Source organism: Paenibacillus piri, assembly GCF_004354045.1.
Taxonomy (GTDB): domain Bacteria; phylum Bacillota; class Bacilli; order Paenibacillales; family NBRC-103111; genus Paenibacillus_S; species Paenibacillus_S piri.
Genome location: NZ_SMRT01000029.1, coordinates 34,373 through 56,162, shown reverse-complemented (window position 1 = coordinate 56,162; position 21,790 = coordinate 34,373). Strand labels below are relative to the sequence as shown.

16 protein-coding genes are annotated in these 21,790 nt (G+C 55.1%); 5 read left to right on the top strand and 11 right to left on the bottom strand.

All coding sequences use genetic code 11. The features are described from left to right. Positions 1-418 precede the first annotated feature (418 nt). The 8 genes from E1757_RS33250 to E1757_RS33215 all read right to left on the bottom strand — a co-directional run bounded on the left by E1757_RS33250 (position 419) and on the right by E1757_RS33215 (position 10,881). Positions 419-1,714, bottom strand: coding sequence for a stalk domain-containing protein (locus E1757_RS33250; RefSeq protein WP_133236384.1), 1,296 nt, complete (start codon positions 1,712-1,714; stop codon positions 419-421). A 273-nt stretch (positions 1,715-1,987) separates the two neighbouring features. Continuing rightward, the gene (locus E1757_RS33245; RefSeq protein WP_133236382.1) at positions 1,988-2,746 is read right to left on the bottom strand and encodes a DeoR/GlpR family DNA-binding transcription regulator; all 759 of its coding nucleotides are present in this window, start codon (positions 2,744-2,746) and stop codon (positions 1,988-1,990) included. A gap of 149 nt (positions 2,747-2,895) precedes the next feature. After that, positions 2,896-4,461, bottom strand: coding sequence for a rhamnulokinase (locus E1757_RS33240; protein ID WP_425464880.1), 1,566 nt, complete (start codon positions 4,459-4,461; stop codon positions 2,896-2,898). After that, positions 4,455-5,675, bottom strand: a complete 1,221-nt coding sequence (gene rhaI, locus E1757_RS33235) for an L-rhamnose isomerase (protein WP_133236390.1) — start codon at positions 5,673-5,675, stop codon at positions 4,455-4,457. Before rhaI ends, E1757_RS33240 begins: the two co-directional genes overlap by 7 nt. A gap of 88 nt (positions 5,676-5,763) precedes the next feature. Further along, the gene (locus E1757_RS33230) at positions 5,764-6,138 is read right to left on the bottom strand and encodes a sensory rhodopsin transducer (RefSeq protein WP_133236378.1); all 375 of its coding nucleotides are present in this window, start codon (positions 6,136-6,138) and stop codon (positions 5,764-5,766) included. A 108-nt stretch (positions 6,139-6,246) separates the two neighbouring features. After that, positions 6,247-8,316 carry a bifunctional aldolase/short-chain dehydrogenase gene (locus E1757_RS33225; protein ID WP_133236376.1) on the bottom strand — a complete coding sequence of 690 codons (2,070 nt, stop codon included), beginning with the start codon at positions 8,314-8,316 and terminating at the stop codon, positions 6,247-6,249. 204 nt (positions 8,317-8,520) lie between these two features. After that, positions 8,521-8,904 carry a hypothetical protein gene (locus E1757_RS33220; protein WP_133236374.1) on the bottom strand — a complete coding sequence of 128 codons (384 nt, stop codon included), beginning with the start codon at positions 8,902-8,904 and terminating at the stop codon, positions 8,521-8,523. A 117-nt stretch (positions 8,905-9,021) separates the two neighbouring features. After that, entirely contained in the window at positions 9,022-10,881 is a 1,860-nt protein-coding gene (locus tag E1757_RS33215) for a heparinase II/III domain-containing protein (protein ID WP_133236372.1), read from the bottom strand. Between the two features lie 263 nt (positions 10,882-11,144). On the opposite strand from E1757_RS33215, the gene E1757_RS33210 reads away from it, so the two are divergent. Next, positions 11,145-11,978, top strand: a complete 834-nt coding sequence (locus E1757_RS33210; protein WP_133236370.1) for a helix-turn-helix transcriptional regulator — start codon at positions 11,145-11,147, stop codon at positions 11,976-11,978. Between the two features lie 439 nt (positions 11,979-12,417). Here the strand turns inward: E1757_RS33210 and E1757_RS33205 are convergent, their stop codons facing one another. After that, complete coding sequence (locus E1757_RS33205) at positions 12,418-14,370, bottom strand: ABC transporter ATP-binding protein (RefSeq protein ID WP_133236368.1); 1,953 nt, start codon at positions 14,368-14,370, stop codon at positions 12,418-12,420. After that, complete coding sequence (locus E1757_RS33200) at positions 14,367-16,169, bottom strand: ABC transporter ATP-binding protein (protein ID WP_133236366.1); 1,803 nt, start codon at positions 16,167-16,169, stop codon at positions 14,367-14,369. The genes E1757_RS33205 and E1757_RS33200 overlap by 4 nt, the downstream gene beginning before the upstream one ends. Before the next feature lie 318 nt (positions 16,170-16,487). Here E1757_RS33200 and E1757_RS33195 point away from each other — a divergent pair, with 318 nt between their 5' ends. Continuing rightward, a complete protein-coding gene (locus tag E1757_RS33195; RefSeq protein ID WP_165972394.1) occupies positions 16,488-16,835 on the top strand; it encodes a response regulator in 348 nt (115 codons plus the stop codon). Positions 16,836-16,921: 86 nt separating this feature from the next. Further along, entirely contained in the window at positions 16,922-18,496 is a 1,575-nt protein-coding gene (locus E1757_RS33190) for a sulfatase-like hydrolase/transferase (protein ID WP_133236362.1), read from the top strand. A 53-nt stretch (positions 18,497-18,549) separates the two neighbouring features. On the opposite strand, the gene E1757_RS33185 is transcribed toward E1757_RS33190, so the two are convergent. After that, positions 18,550-19,446 carry a helix-turn-helix domain-containing protein gene (locus E1757_RS33185; protein ID WP_165972393.1) on the bottom strand — a complete coding sequence of 299 codons (897 nt, stop codon included), beginning with the start codon at positions 19,444-19,446 and terminating at the stop codon, positions 18,550-18,552. Between the two features lie 272 nt (positions 19,447-19,718). Between E1757_RS33185 and E1757_RS33180 the strand changes: the two genes are divergently transcribed. Beyond that, positions 19,719-20,795: a Gfo/Idh/MocA family protein gene (locus tag E1757_RS33180; RefSeq protein WP_133236358.1), complete on the top strand. Its 1,077-nt coding sequence runs from the start codon at positions 19,719-19,721 to the stop codon at positions 20,793-20,795. A 42-nt stretch (positions 20,796-20,837) separates the two neighbouring features. Next, entirely contained in the window at positions 20,838-21,686 is an 849-nt protein-coding gene (locus E1757_RS33175) for a sugar phosphate isomerase/epimerase family protein (RefSeq protein WP_133236356.1), read from the top strand. The last annotated feature ends 104 nt before the right edge of the window (positions 21,687-21,790 follow it).

Here is a 21,790-nt window from a genome sequence, read left to right as displayed (position 1 = left end):
TCTTTTCTTTGCGCTAAAGTGCGAGCACGGAACGCGCGCTACCAAGTTCGTTGGAGACTCCTCAGACGGAGAGATAAAATGTGTGTAACCAACCCACGTATATCAGAATGCTCAACGTCGAAAAGATTTTTGCCTTCACGCTCAGCCTTTAAGCGGAACTTTGTAATGCTTGACATGGAGCCTCTGCGGGTATGACATCCTGGCGAGAGAGCGATTACGTTGTTCACTTCATCGCCATAGGCCAATGAGCCTATCATACCCGCCCCTCCATGTAAAGCATCACAAAGAGTTACTTTTTATTCAAAATTCAAAAAAACGGGGAGCTTCAAGAGACGCTCTTGACAGACCTCGTTCATATCAGAAAACCTACCTTTAAATCGCGGTCGCTCATCTTGGAAAGGCCTCGATAGAGGTTTTCTTATCTAATATGAACCAATCCGATAATGCCATGATCCGGCCAATGGAACGAGTCCGTACCCAGCACCGAATTCAGTCTGAGCCGGATTGCCGGGTCCGTCAATATCGATTTCATCAAGTCGTTCGTGACGATGAGTTCATTTTCGCGTTCTCCGGACCGAATAAACAACCGGACATTCCGTTCGGCCACGCCGTTTGTTTCTTTAACCAAATCCGTGAACGAGGCGGTCATTTGCGCCGGCGTTTCACCATACGGAAGCGGTTGGTCATAATGGTACTGCGCCTGATCGCCGACGATACGGTCAACGATCAAATCCGGCTCGCTGGCCTGATTCGACGAAAGCTTGAGCGTCAAAACGGGACGATTCGTCGATTCGATCGGCGAAATGTCTTTCATAATAGCCGTCTTCGTTTCCGGTACCCAGTTGACTTGAATCCCCAGCCGTTCCGCCGTGCTTCTGAGCGCGACATAGACGACGCCGTTATAATTGAACGGTTGATTTTCCGGCGGGTACAAGCTTCCGTCCACTTTCGCCTGCACATCCGAATAGGTTACTCCCGCTACGAACGGCTCGGTTCCGACAGGTATGCCGCCTCCTCCTGTAAATTGCGATTGCGCCGGGTCGCCTTTGGCCGCAACGCCCCCCCAATCCGTACGGAGCCTAATTTCATTGCGGTTTAAATCGGCGTTCCACACCGTGATATAGCCAAGTACGTCTCTGAAAAAGGTTAACGGCACGTACAGTGAATTTTGAAAGTACAGAGCCGCCGGCGTGACCGGCATCTTCTTCCCTTCAAAGATTACATTAACGTTCTCACCCGGATACAGCGTAACCTGATGCACGCCTGGATCAGGCAGCGGCGTCGGCTTCGATTCCTTCAACGATTGCAGGCGGGCGGCTGCCTCGTCGCCCTCGAATACGTCGGATTCGCTGACGGCCGGACGGCCCAGCCGATTGTTGGCGTATACCAAATAGTTATGTCCCTGCTCGAACGTATAGCCGCACTCGCCTGCGCCCTGCGGCGTCAGTACCGTTTTGATGCCTGCGCCCTTCAAGCTCGTATCGGTTACAAAAGTAGCCATACGATACGGTATTCCGTCGAAGTATACGCTCTCCACATTCAATACCGAGCCGTAGAACACATTGCTTGCCGCCAAATAATCGTATTCCGGTGTCGTGACCTCCGTTTTAGTGCAAGCGTACGTCGCTTGAGGCTCGGCTGCATATCCTGCCGCCGGCACGGCGGCCAAGGCGAGCACGGCAGCCGTAATGCCGGCGACCATTTTTTTTCTCATAAAAGACACTCCTTTATTCGGGAACGAGGTCCCCCTGTTATATATATATAAATTATGTTTAAACTGCAAAATGAAAACCTTTTACCTTCCATCTAAAAATTAATATTCGGATGATGCCGCCGTTTTAAGGGTGTTGTCCCGTTTTTCATTTCGCTGCGACAAAGCGAAAAAGCCTTCGCGCCCGCATGTTTCAAGCGGTTGCGAAGACTTTTTTCGTTTTTCGGGCTGCTTCTATACGTCAAGCGCGAGCCCGTCATAAGCGTTGAAATCCGCTCATATTTGATGTACGGCGACGGACTGCTCCGCAAGCTGCTCCAATATTTGCGGGTCCGTCTTCCCGTCCGTAATCAGATGCCTGATTTCATCCCACGCCGCCACATGGGCTAAAGACTGCTGCCCGAATTTGCTGTAGTCTGCGAGAATATAAACTTCGTCGGCGATACTGATCATTTTCTGCTTGATTAGCGCCTGCAGCTCGTTCGATTCGCTCAAGCCGCGCTGCACATGCAATCCTTTGCAGGATAGAAACGCCTTATCGACGTGATAAGTATTAAGCGAACGCTCGGCCAGCGGTCCGACATATGAAAGCGACCCCGGAGACAGCAGGCCGCCGGTCGAAATCACCTTGACCTTCTCCTTGCCGCTCAGCTCCATCGCGACTTTAATGGAATTGGTAAGCACGGTCAGCGGCATATCCGGCAGCAGCTGCGCCATATACCAGGCGGACGAGCTCGCATCGAGAATGATGCGGTCGTTTTCGAGAACCTGCCTGACCGCTTCTTGGGCGATCCGGCGCTTTTCATCCGCATTCGTCGTTTCCCGTTCCAAGTAGGGTACTTCCGACTGGACCGACTTCATGCTGATGGCGCCGCCATGACTGCGCAGCAGCTTGCCTTCGCTCTCCAGCTTATCCAGATCGCGGCGGATCGTCTCCTCCGTTACTTCGCATATGGCGCTAAGCTCGGAGACGCGAATGCTGCCGCGTTCATTGACAAGCTGAATAATTTTTTGCCATCTTTCCGCTACCAGCATGACGAAATCCCTCATTTGTTTCAAAGATGTAGGCTGTGCCATCCGGGCATCCGGCCGTTCAGAAGCCGATGAAAAAAGCCCGCTGTGCAGGAGGATCGCAGTTACGATCGCTGCCGTCCCTGATTTCGTAAACGGTACGATTCACCGGTTCATACACCCGTTATTTTTCGGAAGACAGCATAAGCCTGCTCCCACTCTCCGCTCTGCTCCGGCATATACGTATCCGGCGGAAACGAGGCGCGAATCATCGTTCTGGCCTCCTGCATACCGGATATATGGCCCAATGCCATATATTGTACAACAAGATTGCCGATCGCACTACCTTCCGCCGGCCCTGCCCAGACCGGGCGCCCGATCGCGTTGGCCGTAAACCGGCACAGCAGCCTGTTGTTGATGCCGCCGCCGACCATGTGCAGCCCGTTGAAGCGCCGGCCGCCGGCAAGCTGCTCGGTCCGCTCCAGAACGACCCGGTATTGAAGCGCCAGGCTTTCCAGGACGATGCGGATCGTTTCGCCCGGCGACTGCGGCAAGTATTGTCCCGTACGGCTGCAGTAAGCCTGAATTTGCTCCGGCATATGCACCGGATTCATGAACCCGGCGTCATCCGGATCGATGAACGCCGCAAACGGCTCGGCCTGCTCCGCCAGCTCGACAAGCTGCGGGAAGGAAAGGCTGAGTCCGGCCTTATCCCAGGCCCGCTTGCATTCCTGGACGAGCCACAGCCCCATAATATTGCGCAGCAGCCGGTATGTGCCGTTCACGCCGCCTTCATTGGTGAAGTTCCAGTCCAGCGCCTGTCGGCTCAGCACCGGCTCCTTCACTTCCGTACCGAGCAGCGACCATGTGCCGCAGCTCAAGTACGCGAAATGCTCCTCGGCCGCAGGCACGGCGGCCACCGCCGACGCCGTGTCGTGTTCGCCGACGGCGATAACCGGGATCGCCGGTACGCCCAGCTCGGCGCATACCTCTGCAGACAGCGCGCCTGCGCGGGTGCCTGCCGGAACCGGAGGCAGCAGCAGCGACGCCTGCAGCTGCAGCCGCTCCAGCAGCCCGGCATCCCATTCGCCGGTTCGCGCATTCAGCAGCTGCGTTGTCGATGCGTTCGTGCTCTCGCTCATCATGACGCCCGTCAGGAAATAGCGGAGCAGGTCCGGAATCATCAGCAGCTTGTCGGCCTGCTGCAGCTGTACGGACCCGCGCTTCTTCAACGCATACAGCTGATAGATCGTATTAAACGGCAAAAATTGGATGCCGGTCTTGGCAAACAGCGGCTCGCGGCCGATCAGCGTGCCGACCTCCTCCATCAGGCCGTCGGTCTGATGGTCACGGTAGTGGCGCGGATTGCTGAGCAGCTGGCCCGAGGCGTCCAGCAAACCGAAATCGACCGCCCACGAGTCGATGGCCAGACTGTCGATGGCATGATGCCCCGCATGCCGCGCCTTGACAATGCCCTGCTTGATTTCATGAAGCAGGCGCAAAATATCCCAGTGCAGGTGCCTGCCCACCTGTACCGGATCATTCGGGAACCGGTGGACCTCCTCGACAGTCAGACGGCGGGCAACTGCCGGTCCCGGGGCGCCGGCTCCGGTGTTCGCCTGATCGCCGTCATCGCCCGAATCAATCGGCTCCAGCTTCCCGATAACGGCCCGCCCGCTGCTCGCACCCAGGTCGAACGCAAGCGCAGTCGCCGCCGCGCAAGCGGCGCGGCTCACCAGCTGGCCCCGCCTTTGCCACGCGGCAGGATGCTTTCGCCGTAGCCGCTCTGCAAATAAGCCTTCATCGGATCGGCAGGCAATCCTTGCTCCTCGCGCAGCGCGACGAGAAGCGGCGTGACGTCGATTTCGTAGGCCGAACGGACGGCGTCTTCCGCGCCCAGCACATCCTGGCGCGCCTGCGCCTCTCGTACCTCGTCGAAATTGACGAGCAGCGCTTTGGCATATTGCGTTTGCACGTTCAAGACGGAACGCAGCATAGCCGGAATTTTCGGCTCGATCGCATGGCTTTGGTCGATCATGTAGGCGATATGGTCGGCGGTGCGGCGTACCCCGGCATTCGTATCCGCAGCGGCCTCGAGAATTTGATAAAAAATAAGGAACAGCTCGTAAGGATTGGCGGAACCGACGATCAGATCGTCATCGGCGTACTTGCGGCTGTTGAAATGGAACCCGCCGAGCTTCTCCTCGTCAAGCAAATAAGCGACGATATGTTCGACATTCGTCCCCTGCGGATGATGTCCCGTATCGACCAGCACCTGCGCTTGCGGTCCCAGCTTGTTCGCCAGGTTGAAAGCCATGCCCCAGTCGGCCAGATCGGTATGGTAAAAGGCCGGCTCGAAAAACTTGTATTCGATCAGCATCCGCATGGCCGGATCCATCGCCTGATACATTTCGGTCAGCGCTTCCTGCATCCATGCTTTGCGTTTGCGGATATCCGCCTGGCCCGGATAGTTCGTGCCGTCCGCAAACCACAGGCTGAGCGCGTCCGAGCCGACCGTCCGGGCTATTTGCACGCATTCCAGCAAATGATCGGTCGCTTTGCGGCGAACGGCCGGGTTGGAATTGGTCACGCTGCCGAATATGTAATCGTCCTCCTGAAACAGGTTCGGATTGACCGCCCCGATCCGCACGCCGAGCGATGCGGCATGCCGCTTCAATTTGTCGTAATCGTCCACTTTATCCCACGGGATGTGGATGGCAACCGAAGGACAAATACCCGTCAGCTTATGCACCTGTGCGGCATCCTCGAATTTTTCGAACGGATCGCGCGGCACTCCTTCCTGCTTGAACACTTTGAAGCGCGTTCCGGAATCCCCATAACCCCATGAAGGCGTTTCCACCTCGATCGATTTCAGCTTGCTTTTTACATGCTCGAGATCGATGCCCCGATTTTTTTGCTGCTCCTCAAATACGGCATAAGCGCGGTCCTGCAAAGTCATTGTCCAATACCCCTCTCCCAAATAATGAATGCTTTTTCCCGTCAGGTACGACTGGCATTGCTCTGGCAGTCATCCCGTCTCCTTAACCGAAGTAGCCGATTGCCGTCATGAGCGCATTGGCCGGCTGGGTCGCATCCAGGCGGCTGTACTGCACAACAATCGGCACGGAGCTTTCCAGGCTAAACGCGTAAGGCACGCCGACAGGAATCGTTTGCCCGTCTTTGGCAAGCGAACTCGTACGGATGTGCCGGGTACGGCGGGCGGGAACCGTCACCTCGATATGTTCAATCGGGTCCCTGTCTTCAAAATATACGGTTATTGCAATGCTTGCATCCTCTTCCATGCAATTCAATACGCAGATCGATTCGTGACTCTCCAGCTCTCCGCTGCTGTGCGGAGGAATATAAGCGTCGGGAACATACCAGGCCGTGCGGCCTTTTGCGTGATCGGTTGTCATTGGTTCGCCTCCTGATAAAAGGTTTCACATCATAAAAGGTCTCACATCAATTGAACCGCGCGTCCGTTCCCTCTTCCATCGGGTGGACGCGCGGGTGAAGCCGAAGCCTTACCGGGTAAAAGCCGCCGGAACGCCGCCGTCGACCGTCATCATGCAGCCGGTCGTTTTATCCGCCTTGGAGGAAGCGAAGAAAGCAATCGCCTCGGCGATATCCTGCGGGTAAATGTTGACGAGCAGTGTCGTTCTTTTGCGGTAATATTCCTCCAGCTGATCCGGCTCGATGCCGTATGCCGCGGCTCTTTCATTACGCCAGCCGGAGTTCCAGATCGCCGAGCCCTGCAGAATTGCATCCGGCAAAACGGAATTGACGCGAATGCCGAACTCCCCGCCTTCCGATGCGATGCAGCGGGCCAGATGCACCTCCGCCGCCTTGGCCGTGCTGTAAGCGGAAGCGTTTTTACCCGCATAAATCGAATTTTTCGAGCCGACAAACACCATGCTGCCGCCAATCGATTGCTGCTTCATCAGACGGAACGCTTCTCTGGCGATCAGGAAATAGCCGGTAGCCAACACGTTCATGTTCAGGTTCCATTCCTTGAGCGACGTCTGGTCAAACGGACTTGAAGTGGCCAGCCCCGCATTGTTTACAACGATATCGACGCCGCCGTATGTCAGCACCGTTTGCCGGAACGCTTCGGCGACCTGCTCCTCGTCGGTCACATCGATCTTCACCGCTGCAACTCTCGCTTCGCCGTACCGTTCGTTCAGCTCCTGCGCCAGCTTTTGCGCGCCTTCGATGTTCAGGTCGGCAATAACGACATGCGCGCCCTCCTGCAGCAGGCGGCGGCAAGACGCGCTGCCGATTCCGCCGGCGCCGCCCGTAATGAAGGCGACCTTGCGGGAAAACTCCGCTTCCGCCGGCGCCAAGGTCAGCTTATACAGCTCCAGCGGCCAATATTCCACGTTGTACGATTCGTTTTCGCTGAGCGATACGAACCGGCCCAGCGCCGTCGAGCCGCGCATGACGGCGATAGCACGGTGGTACAAAGCGCCGCTTACTTTGGACATGGCCCAGCTTTTGCCCGTATTGATCATGCCGATACCCGGAATTAGAATGACGCGCGGCGCCGCTTCGAACATTTGATCGCCGTCGCTGCGGTTGCGTTCGAAATAAGCTTCATATTCGGCTTTATACGCCGCGACGCCGCTTTTTACCGCTTCGGCCAAAGATGCCGCATCGCCCGCTGCCGGGTCCCATTCCACGAACAGCGGCTTCATCTTCGTATGTACCAGATGATCGGGACAAGCCGCGCCGACCTGGGACAAGCTTGCCGCATCGCGGCTGTTGACAAATTGCAGTACGTCGTCGGAGTCGTCGTAGGTCAAGATCATCTTCTTCTCTTCGCTGACCGCACCGCGTATGACCGGCATCACCTGAACTGCGATATCTCTTCTCGCTTCAGCCGACAGCGCCCGATGCTTCGCACCGCCGTACAGCGAATCCATATTTACCCGGGCTTCGATGAAGTTCTCCGCTTCTTGAATAATCGCAATCGTTTTTAAATAGCTTGCCTCCGACGTATCTCCCCATGTGACGAGCCCGTGCTTCTCCATCAGCACCAGCTCCGCCTTCGGATTCGCAAGCACGCCCTGGGCAATCATCCGCGACAGGCTGAAGCCGGGACGAATATAGGGCACCCATACAAAACGGTCGCCGTAAATCTCCTTGGCCAGTTCCTTTCCGTTATCCGCGCAGCATAAGCTGATAATCGCATCCGGATGCGTATGGTCGACATGCTTGAACGGCAGAAACGCATGCAGCAGCGTCTCGATTGAAGCGCGCGGATGCTTGCTGTCAACCATGCAGTGTCCCAGGTAAGCGACCATTTCCTCGTCGCTCATCGCTTCCCTTTCGAATAAAGGACGAATATCGTCCATCCGCAAGCCGGTAAAATTGCCCGCTTTCATCGTCGCCAAATCTGAGCCGCTGCCCTTCACCCACATAACCTCGACAGGTTTGCCGCGGAAGTCGGTAATCGTCGTTTTCATCGAAGTGTTGCCGCCGCCCCAGTTCGCAACCGAACGGTCCGTTCCGAGCAGATTGGAACGGTAAACGAGCTCGTCCAGCCCTTCGGCAAGTTGTGAAGCTTGTTTGTTGTCCCATAAATTGGATGGCATTGTTGATTTCCTCCCGAATGATTTTTGAAAATGTTGTTTTATGATATTTTTATATTAACATATGTTTGTTTATTTTTGTATATGTTTTTTTATGTTGGAATATATGGAGTGAACAAAACAAAGAACCTGCGGCACGCCTCGTGTGGAATGCTGCAGGTTACTTTGTTTTCTTTTAAGCAGTGATCGTCAGCCTGTTTTTGCTTTTCAATCCGGTCTTGCCACATAGCCCCCGTTGCGCCGGATCAAATGAACGACCTCTTCGTAGTCCGAATCGTTCACCCGCACCGACAACACATAATGCAGCCGATCCCATTCGTCGCTTCCTCCGTCCAAATCATCAGCCCCAAGGAGCGGCGCCAAGCCTGCGCCATTGTCCGTGACGGCGGCCGTCGCACCGGCCATGGTGGCTCCGGTACCATTCGGGGTAATGTCCGCCGCTAACGGAAAGATCAGCGTCCGGCCGTTCCTTCTTGTGCCATCGTCCCTGATCCCGACCTCAAGCATGTCTGTATCATATTTTGCCAGCAGTACTCTAACATCTTCCGCTTCATTTTCGGTATGGAAATAAGACTGAATGCCTCTGCTCATGCCTATCTCTCCTTTGCTTCAATTTAGAGATGCCGGAAAGCGGCAATCCGCGTTCCTTATATTACCATTACCCTAAAATGGCGTTTTTACCCGAAAACTTCGAAAATTCGCCGTTCGTCAAATCAACTCGACGCGGATTGTTAACTGCTCCTCGACCGCGGGCGATTTGAGTGTCAGATCGATCAAGTACAGCTGCACGTTTTCCGATTGGTGATTAACGAAATCGACGCATTGGATTGCGCTGGCCAGCTTGTTCGCGTCATACAGGAGCTCGATGCCGTTCTTTCCTTGTATACGAATTCGCCCGTCCGGAAGCACTACCGGCTCTATATAGGAAACGAACCTTTCCGTTACCGCCGTCGGTTGAGCAAATTTAAAACGGTCCTGGACGGTTAACCGTCCGTTTTTGTCAAACGTGAAGCTGCGGATGAGCGACTGCAAACTGTCATTGCCATAGGCTTTCGCAATATCCAGTACAAAGCTGTCCTTCCCTTCAGAAGAATCCGCCTCCATAATTTGCGCCCGATGCTCCTCACCCTGAAGCTGATAGCCCCCTGCGATAACCGGCACGGAATGTCCATGAGACCCATTGCAAATAAACGTGTACCTCTCCTTGCCGAAATACTGCTTCGTATATTGTCCGGCACCCGGATCAGTTAGCAGCGTCTCGCCGTTCACATGCAAAATAAAGCTCCCGATATCGTTCTGGTTGTGCGGCTCATCGTTATGCCCTCCTTTGGCGGCAAAACATACCATGCGCTCCGCGTCACCTTTCCGGCTGACCAGCATCTGCGAATCTTGCAGGTAATAAAATGCTTCCCCCCAATCGGCGCTCTCCTGCCCGCTGTCGCTCCACACCAAATTCCGGATCGCATGCGCCCATCTGTAGCAGTGGTCGTCGTTGAAGCCGGCGCGGTATTTCACATGCGGCACTTCCAGCTCCGGATACCGTTTTTTCAAATGATGCGTCAGCCCCAATTGGTAGGCAGATCGCAATGAAGCATCCGAAAAGCTGACGGTATAATCACCGGTCAAATAGCTTTTTTGCTGAAAAAGCGCGATTTGCTTTATTTTCTCCCCCTGCATCAAATCGACCTTTCCACCCGTGCGCTGCTTCAGCAGCTCGGCAAAATAAACAAAAAAACCGAACCCGTAATTCCAATAAGCAATCCCTTCTGTACACGCCCCATCCTCCTGAAAGCCGCTCAGAAAGCAGTCCATCGTGGCAATCAAGCGCTGAACAATAGGTGCGAGCATCGCGTCGTCCTCGATTAAATACATCGCCGCCGCCCCGACGCCCGCCCCGCAAACGGCCGCCCAGTTCATCGTCAACCGCTCCCAGTGGAACGACGCATTCAATTCGCAGAACGGGTCCAGTATGCGTTCCTTGACCTCTTTTCTCGCCCGGTAAACGATGAGAGGCGCCAGCTTGTCCTCCAGCATGCTGACGATCTCCGTTAAGGCAAACCCCGTCTCGGACGCAAATAAATCGACTACCCGGCGGTGCTCCCTCACTTTGGCTCTCAATTCGCCCATGCCTTGCGTATGCCCGTTTATATTTTCGACGACGGAGATCGACGTTCCGTTCAGATGGGCCGGCAAGCACCACGTGTATTCGTCGCAAATCGCCCATATACTATTTTCCAATGCTTCTATGTAGCGGGGCTCTCCGTACGTCATCGAAAGGATGGCAAACGTGTTCAGCCTTTGTCTGCGGGCAAAATAGGCGCGCTCGTATTCGATTCTGGAACCGGTTTCGTCGAATATTTTATACTGCGAATACGGCAAAGCGATGATCGGTTCGTTAAGCAGCAGCTCGCCGGTTGCTACGACTTCCTGCAGCAGCTCCCGGTAATAGGCCGATTGCTTGATCTCCTGCCATTTATGGGCAGCATGCCCCTCCCCGAACAGCGCCTGCTTGCCGGACGCAGCTCGAGTACCGTATTCCAATGCTTCCTGCAACCCTCTGTAATCCATACATGACAGCCTCCAATCCCTCTCGGGTTTTCATCGTCATTGTAAACCAGAAGCCGGCCAAAATAAACAACCGAATTCGGGACTGAATGCGGCGGGTGTCGCGTCACGGGCGCTGAAACGTCTGAATGGTCCGAAAAACATACGATACAGCCCTATTTATCCGATTATTAAAATTGTTATATAGCCTTCTGTTGAATATAGATTGTGTTTTGCCTTCGCATCTTTTATAATCATTTTTACGACTAAAAATGGAGTGACATCATTTGACCTTAATCGACGTTGAACGACTACATACGCTTGCCGATTTTTTAAAAGCTTCGCGCACCAGTCTGCCGCCTGACGCAGCAGGCTTGCCGGGCGGCAGACGAACGCCGGGACTGCGCCGCGAGGAAGTCGCACAGCTGGCGGGCGTGAGCACAATCTGGTACACGTGGCTGGAAGAGGGCAAGGAAATACATGTCCCGCCCCAGGCGCTGAACCGGATCGCCGCTGCGCTGCAGTTAAATACCGAAGGCCGCAGCTATTTATTTACGCTGGCTTCCCGGCAAACCTCATCGCTGTTCAGCGAAACGCCTGCGGTCATCGACCCGACCCTGCAGCGGATACTCGACTATTTGAACCCGTGTCCGGCGTTCATAGCCGACCGGCGGTGCGACATTATCGGATGGAACAAGGCGGCCGGCACGATGTTCGGCACGATCGGCACATTCAGCCGGGAGGAGCGGAACATGGTGTGGCTTGCCTTTATGAAAAAGGAAATTCGCGATATGGTGGTCAATTGGGAAGATTTCGCAAACGATTTCTTAACGATTCTAAGAAATTATGAGACCCAGTACCGCGGCGATCCGTGGTATGGCGAATTTATCGAGCATTGCGGCCAGATGAATCCGCTCTTCCGACGGCTGTGGCACAACAGCGAGCTGCCTGCCGAGCCGAGAACGCAGCGCGAATTGAACCATCCGCGCGCCGGGAATATGAAATTTGAACTGACCTCCTTTCAGGTATACGCCCGAGCCGATCTACGCTGCTGCGTGTATACGCCGATGCCCGGCACACCTACGGAAGCGAGGATGGAACGGCTGCTTGCCGGTTATTAGCGGTTAGTCTCATCTCGTTCTTTCACCGTTCCTTCATGGAGGAGCCGGGCTTTGCTGACCCACGTCGCGTTACAGATCCCAAATGTCGATACGTGAATGGATATGGCGTCAACGCGGCGCGGAAAGACGAATATTGTGTCGTCTGCTGCGCTTCCCCGGGAAATACGAACCGTTCCGGATCGAGCGACAATGGTTATATCCACGATCAAGATACGTTTCTATCATGAACTGCAAAGAAAAGGACAAGGCCGTGTCGGCCCTGCCCTTTTCTTTTGTGAGTTCCAAATAGCCTTTCACGGAGTCTTGATTTCATCCGGCTCCTTACAGTTTCTGACCCGATGCCGTTCAGCCATACCGTGTCCGCAAAGGCCGCTGCCAAACTTGCGGCAAACGGCTCGCGCTGCCTTACTTTCTTCAGACGGCTAACGCTTCCGATGCTTCAGCCTTCATCCTCGCGATTCCACAAATGCCGCAGCTCTTCGCTCGATTCAAGCAGCTGCTCAAGCGTTCCTTCGGCCTCTACGCGGCCATCCTTCAGCACGATGATCGTGTCGGCATGCGCGAGGGCCGTCTTGCGATGTGAAATAACGAGACATGTTGCCGGCCTGTGCTCGTACAGCCGCTCCCACAGCTTGCGCTCGGTGTCGACGTCCAGCGCGCTGGACAAATCGTCGAACACGAGCAGCTCCGCCTCGCGGACGAACATGCGCGCAGCTGCCGTCCGCTGCGCCTGACCGCCGGACAGCTTCACGCCGCGCGGTCCGATGACGGTATCCATGCCGTGCTGCAACGCGGCAATGTCCGGCTCCAGTACGGCGGCGTATACGGCCGCCTCAAGCCGCGCTTCATCCTCCTCCAGTCCGAGGAGGATGTTGTTTTTCAGCGTGTCGCTGTACAGGCGCGGCACCTGCGGGGTGTATGCGCTGTGCGGCGGGACGAAGAAGTCGCCGGGTTTTGCGATCGTTTCGCCGTTCCAGCGAATATCCCCCTCATCCTTCGGGAGCAGTCCCAGCAGCGTGCGGACGAGCGTCGTTTTACCGGAGCCGATACGGCCGGTTATGACCGTAAAGGAGCCGGCCGGTACGCGCAGGCTGATCCGTTCGATACCGCGGCCGGTTTCCGGATACCGGTACGTCAATCCGTCCACCTCCAGCAGAGGGATGCCCCCCTGCTTACCGGACGTGGATGAATGCCGTCCGACCGGGCGAACAGCCGGTCCGCCTGCCGCCCTCTCTGCCGCCGGACCGCCCGACACGGCGTTCGCCCCCGCCGTCCCCTTCGCTTGTGGCCCTTCTTTCGCAGTTGACGGCGCTCCATTGCGCTCCGCTTGCCGGGCAGCCGTTCCGCCCCGCGAATCGCCTTGTGCACCATCCGTTTCCATCCCTGGCGCCGGCAGCTCGCCCCGCAAATAAAGCGGATGCGACTCGGTCAATATCGTTTCCTCCGCTCCCTGAACCAACGAAGCGAGCCTTTCCTTGGCAACCGTGCTCTGCTTGAAATATGTCAAAAACTTGCCGAAGTTTTGAATGAACTGCGTCACGAACGTCAAGTAATAGACGAACAGCGCGAAGTCGCCGACCGTAAAGCTGCCGTCGCGCATCGACTGCGCGGCCAGCAGCAAAATAAAGCCCGTACCGATATTGACCGCATTCGAAAACACCGAATCGAGCGTCTGCGTCAGCAGCTTATCCTTCAGCATCGCCTGGCGCCGGTTATCGTTCAGCTGCCGGAAACGCGCAATGACCCGTTCCTCCGCGCTGGCGATCTGAATCGATTGCACGCTGCTGAACATTTCGCTGATCGCCCCGGTCACCTGACTTGTCGCCTCCCGGCTGGCCGCGCGGAATTTTTGCAGCAGCGTCGTCGAGGCTTGCGCGATCGTCACGACGAGCACAAGCGGCAAAAACACCCACAGCGTCATGGTCGCACTGATGCCGTACAGGATATAGAAAGAAACCGCCGCGAATATCGTCATGCCGAACGAATCGACGGACCAGCTGACCGTCTCCTCCACCTGATCCACATCGTCACGGAAATTGCTGATCGCCTCCCCGGGCGAGCATGGAATCGCCTTCGCGCCCGGCTCCTTCAATATACGGCTGAGCATATTGCGGCGCAGCAGCGAGCCGACGCGAAACCGGAAGTTTACGTCTGTTACAAAACCGAATAAAATCATCGTAACCCGAGCGAGTGCCGAAGCGATCAGCAGCGCGATTAACGCTCCGACGCTGAACCCGTAGACGGCGTTGCCGGACAGCGTGTCGAAAAACTGTTTCGTAATCCAGCCAGGAGCGATCGGCGCCAAATAAATGAGCGACCAGGCGATGGCGTTAAGCAAATATAAGCCTATTCGGTAGCGGGTCAGTTTGAATAAAAAAGCGAACGTACTCACGCCAGCATCTCCTCCATTCCCACCTGCAGCATATAATTGTAGCGGGAGCGCGTATCGGCGGCCAGCCGCGTCCGATCTCCGTATTCTATCATCCGCCCTTCCTCCAGAATCAGGATGCTGTCCGCCCGCTGAATCGTCGCGAGCCTGTGAGCGATAATAATACAGGTGCGGTTAACGAGCAGCCGGTTAATCGCCTTCTCCATCTTTTGCTCGGTCGCCGGATCGAGCCGCGAGGACGCTTCATCCAAAATAATAAGCCCGGGATCCGATAAAAACACGCGCGCGAACGAGATAAGCTGCGCCTCACCGGCCGACAATCCGCCGCCGCCGGACTCCAGCCGGCTGTCCAGCCCTGAAGGCAGAGCGTGATACCAATCGCCGAGACCAAGCTCCTCCAGCACTTCGATAATGTTCCGGTCCGGGATACCGTCTTGAAATAAAGTCAGATTGTCACGGACCGTGCCTTGAAAGATTTCAATGTGTTGCGTCACCAGCCCTACGCGGCCCCTCAAGTCGTGCAGCGTCGTATCGCGGATATCGATATCGTCCAGGCAAATCGCCCCCATACGCGGGTCGTAAAACCGCAGCAGCAGCCGGGCCAGCGTCGTCTTCCCGCTGCCGGTTCTGCCCAGCACGCCGAGCACCTTGCCCTTTTCCAGGCGAAAATCGATTCCCTGCAGTGTGGTCAGCTCATCCTCGTAGCCGAACTCCACACTGTTGAAGCCGACGGTCAGCGGGCCGGACGGGAGCGGCACCCCAACGCCGTCGCGGATCGCCGATTCCGTCTGCAGCAGCTCGCGGATTCGCACAATGCTGGCGTCCGCCTTTTGCAAATCTTCCATTTCAGTCCGTATTTTCTCAATCGGTTTGGCCATCAATTCGGTATAATAAAAAATCATGTACACGGTACCGATCGTCATGGCCCCCTGCCTCCACAGCAGCGCAGTTATCGCGAAAGCGATCGCGCTGCCGATCGTAAACACGAGCAGCGTCGTAATCCACATTGATGCCCAGCCGAAGAACGCTTTGATACGCAGAGGCAGCCATTCGCGGATCAGCATATGGAAACGGTACATTACATATCCGGTAGCGCCATTGGCGCGGGTATCTTCGGTCCCCTCCAGATGCTCGCCGAGAAAACCGTAAAACCGCGAGCTCATCGCCCGCATGTTGCTCCAGTGAGGCACGGCGAACTGCCGGATATACTGGATCGCATAGATCGCAAACAATACGAACAAGGTCATGCTGACGCCGACCAGCCAGCCTTCCCGAAACAGCAGAACGAGCATTCCGGCCACTAAGAGCAAATTGCTGAGCAGGGATACGACAAAATTGGAAAAAAAGTTGGCCAGATTGTTAATATCGCCGTCCACCCGTTCGATAATGGCCCCGGACGTATGCGATTTGTGAAAGGACATATCGAGCTTCATGCAATGGGCAGCCACGTCGCCGCGCAGCTTGTTGGTCGCGATCCAGCCCACATTTTCTCCTATGTAGGTTGCCGCCACGGTGATCCCCTGATGCGCGAGCGAAACGGCGATGAACAAGCCGGCCGCATACCAAAGCGGCTCCATGCTGCTCTGGATATTGGCCGTATCAATAAAATAGCGGATAATTTGCGGGTTAACGAGCTGCATCCCGATCCCTGCCAGCAGTAAAATAGACAGCCCGATAATGCTTTTGCGCTGCGGCTTTAAATAAGCGGACAGCAGCCGCGTATAATCGTTGAGCGGTATTTTGCGTCTCACCTGATCGCTCCTCTCTCGCTCCTGTTGAAATTCGCCGCCGGCAAACGGCATTTTATAAGCGTATGTTTGTAACTTTAGAGTATGGGGCAAACGGAGTCAATGGGATTTTGAACGGGTCGAACCGTTCGGAACCGGAACTGCAGCCCATGCGCGACTTCGCCTGAAATCGACATGGACCAGCCGTAAAAACCCGATTTTTCTTTGTTATAATTTAAGTATTTAGACCTATTTTATGTTAATTTCCAAAACTTTTAATGAAATATTAGGAGTTTTGATTTACACTGATAAAGGTGCTCATGCACTAAATATGGAAATGCCTGTCGGTTGACCGGCATGCGCCTTCTCCCGGAAGGAGATACTGAAGTTGAAATGGCAAAAGTAATGGTTGCCGAGCAATACGATTCAATCCGCTATTTATTAAGAACCGTACTGACCTCTGTCGGTCACGAAGTCGTCGTCGAAGTTAACAACGGACCCGATGTGCTATCCACCTTTCATTCCACGCTCCCGGATATCGTTTCGCTCGATCTGCGGCTGCCGTCCATGGATGGATTCGAGCTCATGAAGCATATAAAGAGTACAAGCCCCAACACGCGGATTATCGCATATTCTTCCGGTATTCATGCCGTAGATGTCGAAATGGCCATCTCGTGCGGAGCCAGCGTCGCGTTCGATAAGCCTTTTGACCTCGACGATTATTTGAAGCACTTCCAATAGATGTGTTGTCAAAAAAGATTTAAGCGGCGGACGGCTCCGTGCTATAATGAGAACAATTGCCTCGGAACAGGAGCCGTGCCTATCGAATGTGGATCAACAACCGCTACCCTATCCGTTCGGCTGCGCTATTAGCGGCCGCTGTCGTGCTGATGCTGATCCGGGCCTCCGGGCCGGGAAACGATCCGCGGCCTCCCGTCCCTTTTCAACCGCCTGAGGTGAATTGGACGCATGAGGAGTTGAACCGCGACCCCAATGTCATTGTCATACTAAGCGAAGCTTTCTGGGACCCTACGCAAATCGAAGGGCTGACTTTCAGCCGCGACCCGATCCCGACCTATCACGCGCTTGCTGAGAAGTACACAAGCGGCCACATGCTTTCGCCCCAGTTCGGAGGCGGAACTGCCAACGTCGAGTTCGAGGTGCTGACCGGCAATTCGATGCGTTTCCTCCCGGATGATTCCATTGCTTATGAAACCGTTGTCAAGCAGGATGTCGATTCGCTTGCCAGCATATTGTCACGGCAAGGTTATACCGCTACGGCAATTACCCCGTTTCATCATTGGTATTTTGACAGCTCCAATGTGTACCGGCGGTTCGGCTTTTCCAATTATATCAGTCTTGAATTTTTCAACCCGAACGAATATGTAGGCCCTTACATCGGCGATCATGCCGTAGCCAAGCGAATTATTGAAGAAAGCGCGCGAAGCGCCGGGCCCGATTTTATTTTTGCCAATACAATGGAAAATCACTATCATTATTGGTCGAATAAATTCAAACGCAATACGATTGATATCAAAGGAAAGGCATCGGACGAAGCGCTGTCCATTCTTGAAACTTATGCGCAGGGCGCAAGCGGCGCCGACAACATGCTGAAGGAACTAGTCGAGCACTTCAGCCGGGTCAAGGAGCCGACGATTCTCGTTTTCTTTGGCGATCATTTGCCGCATTTGGAAAAAGACTACTACGTTTACCGGGAGACCCAATATATTCACGGCGAGGACGATCCGGATTTTTTGCAAAAAATGCATAATGTCCCGCTGCTCATCTGGAACAATTACTTGCCGGAGGGCAAAGAAAGCTTATATATGAGCCCTTCTTTCTTAAGCCCTTATATTTTGAATTTGGCAAAGCTGAAAGGCAGTGCCTACACGGACTATTTATCTGCCTTGTCGAAGCAAATACCGGTCATTCCGCCCAAATCGTATTATGAAGCGATGCGCATCAACGAGGCCGATCTGGCCGAGTATGAAGGGTGGCAGCAGCGTATTTTGGCCGGTACGGCAACCGGCGATTCGCCTTACGGCGCTGCGGACAGTACCCCATTGGCGCCTTCATTCACACTGGGCTACGGAGAACCGGCGATCCGATCCGTCTTTCCGGAGTCTCTCCCGCTGCAGGGCGGGGTCGTACCCGACTTCATGAAAACGACCCTAACCGTCACAGGCGGCCGTTATGGGCTGGGCAGCTTCGTATTCGTCAACGGCACGCAGCTGCAAACGACCTGGCAGTCCGAGGACAGACTGACCGCCACCGTTCCCAAGGAATTGTTAAGCAAGCCGGGAACGCTGGACGTGCAGGTGCGCGTCATCGATGAAAAGCAGCAAACGATTGCCCAATCACCAACGTTTCAGATCGCGGTTAAAGACAAAAAACAGCCCTGAACGGCGGTATCCGAATCGGATCGGCTTCCGTCCTTCGGGGCTTTTTGCATGCTTTACTCGGCCCCCGACGGCTGCGGCCAATGGCTTTTCCGGTAGGCCGCCGGGGTCATGCCTTTGCTTTCCCTGAATATGCGTGCGAATGTATTGTACGAGCCGTAACCGCTTTCCAATGCGATATCCAATACGCTCATTTCGGTGGAAATCAGCAGCCCGCACGCTTGGCGGATCCGCACGTCATGGACGAAGGTGACGAAATTTTGGCCGACGGCCTTTTTAAACAATTCGCTTAAATACGGAACGCTGAACCCGAATCTTTCCGCCAGTCCACTTAATGTCAAGTCCTCCCGGTAGTTCGTATGAATAAATTGGATCACCTTCCATACGCTGTCGCGCGGTTTCCTGCGGTCCTGGATAGCCGACGGCGCAGTGATGTCAGGCTGCTGCAGGCTTCGGCGAAGTCTGTCGAACCGGACGAGCACCTCCGTCAGCTTTGCCTTGATCAACGAATGCCGCCAAGGTGCCGTCCCTGTATATTCCTCATACAGCTCCTCCAATACAGTTTGAAACCGGTGCTGTTCATCCGGATCGTCCACCTGCATGAACGGTGGAAGCTGCGCTTCGGCCGATAGCCAGTCGATACCGGGAAGCGGCTCGGAGGGACTGTACAGATGAATGCCGAAATTGCAATTGTACAGCGTCAGCGGGGTCCCCGGCTCCGATTGAATCTCGTGGAATTGATAAGGCATAACCAAAGTGAACGTTCCGGGCTGCATGATATGCCGGACACCGTTTATCGTTTCGTACCCGTGCCCGGCGATGACATACGAAAACTCCAAATAATCGTGCCTGTGCGATTCAAAGCCGTGCAGCAGCCGGTTCACCTTCAAATGAAACGGCAGCTCGGAATCCATGTTCGGATAATGGGTCAAATATTTGGGAACGACGCTCATTGGATCATGTACTCCCCTTGCCAGACTGCAGTCATCCATTAACGTTACGCTGCACTTGATACCCGGGATAAACGGTCGCCGTCCATAGGGGGCGTGCGCGTTTGCCAAGGTTGTGCGCAGCAAAGTATAAAACTTATACTTTCCATTCAACCAAGCTGAAAAAATGGGATGACCACCGTAAAAAATGGCATGTATTTTACACCCTTACATTTTACTATAAAATCAATTGCTGCAACATCCTTAATATCTTATTTCAGGAGGCTATCCTACTCATGAGCACTATGAATAAAATCAGACTCGGCGTCATCGGCGCCGGCAATATCGGCAATGTTCACATGACGATTTTCAAGCAGTTGCCCGACGATGTTATCATCACGGCAACGACCGACATGTATTTGCCGTTGGCGGAGAAACGCGCCGCAGAGCACGGCATTCCGAAGGTTTGCAAAACAGCCGACGAATTGATCGCCGATCCGGATATCGATGCGGTCGTGATCGGCGTACCGAACCAATGGCATGCGCCGATTGCCGTCAAAGCGCTGCAGGCCGGCAAGCATGTGCTGCTGGAAAAGCCGATGGCGATCGACGTCGCTTCCGCGCGGGAAATCGTCCGAGCCCAGCGGGAAAGCGGCAAAGTGCTGATGATTCCGCATCAAATGCGCTGGGAATGGCTGCCGCTGCAGGTGAAAGAACAGGTCGACAAAGGAGCGCTCGGCCATATTTACAATGCCAAGGTCGGCTGGTTCCGCCGCAAAGGCATTCCGGGCTGGGGCACCTGGTTTACGAAGCGCGAGGAATCCGGCGGCGGTCCGCTGATCGATATCGGGGTACATATGCTCGATCTCGGCTTCTTCTTCATGGGCGACCGCAAGCCTGTCTCCGTGTACGGCTCGACTTATGCCGAATTCGGACCGAAAAAACGCGGCATCGGCACATGGGGTACGCCTAATTGGGACGGCCATTTCGATGTGGAAGACTTGGCGACCGCATTGATCAAAATGGACGACGGCAGCACGCTTTCGCTGGAAGTGAGCTGGGCGGTCCATATGGATACCGACAGCCAGCATTTCATTCATTTAATGGGCTCCGACGGCGGGGCTTCAATCCGTGGCAATCAGGGCAAGCTGCTTACCGAATCGTTCGACCGCGCGACGGAAGTCACGCTGACACCTCCGGCTAACGACGAGGGCGGACGCATTCGGGTGAGCCGTCATTTCATCGAATGCATTCGTGAAGGCAAGCAGCCGACAACATCCGCGATGGCCGGATTTACGAACAATTTGATTCTCGATGCGATTTATGAATCATCACGTACAGGCCATGAAGTTATTTTGGACTGGAGCATTTGACGTTAGCAAAATCCGGTTCCGATACCAAAAGGAGGGTTTCCCTTGATAAAAGGTCTTACAAGAGCCGGCATCGGCAATGTCGGCAGCATTGAGGCGTTCGTTAAAGCTGCGGCCGCGCACGGGTTCGGGGCGGTCTCGGCCGGCGGCCAGGAGCTGGAGGAGTGGATAGCGTCGCAAGGCGCATCGGCGGTTCGCGCCTTCCTGCAGGAGCATGGCGTGCAGATCGCGACGATCGGTCTTTCCGCGCAATGGCGGACAACGGAGGAGGAATTTGTGAGCGGACTTGGCCGGCTCATCCAGGATGCCGAAGCGGCCGCAGCCGCAGGCTGCACCGTCTGCAGCACCTACGTGCTGCCCTCGACGGACCACGATGCCGCAACTTTCACCGTGCAGGCGACACGCCGGCTTCGCACCTGCGCTCAATTGCTGGCGCCGTACGGCATTCGTCTTGCCATTGAATTCGTAGGTCCGCATCATTTGCGGACCCGTTGGAAGCATCCGTTTATTTGGGGCTTGCAGGAAACGGTGGATTGGATCGATGCGATCGGCGAACGAAATGTCGGACTGTTGTTCGACAGCTATCATTGGTACACCAATGAGCTTGGGGTGGAAGATATTGTCCGCCTCGACGCCAGCCAAATCGTGCTGGCCCATATTAACGACGCGCCGGACCTGCCGATCGCGGAAGTGCTTGATAACGACCGCCTGTTCCCGGGCGAAGGCGTGATCGATCTGGCCGGGTTCTTGCGCGGCCTGAAGCAGATCGGCTACAGCGGCGTCGTAGCCCAGGAAATTTTGACGCCGAAGCCGCTGGAGCAATCGAGCGAGCAGCTGCTTCAACGCTCGCGCGAGGCGTTCCGCAAGGTGTATACGGCTGCGGGCTTGCAATAAGAAAACCTCTATCGAAGCTATTCAAAGATGAGCGACCGCGGTTTAAATGTAGGTTTTCTTGCAATATCAGAATGGTTCAGCTCCGCTGAAAACTTATACATCCC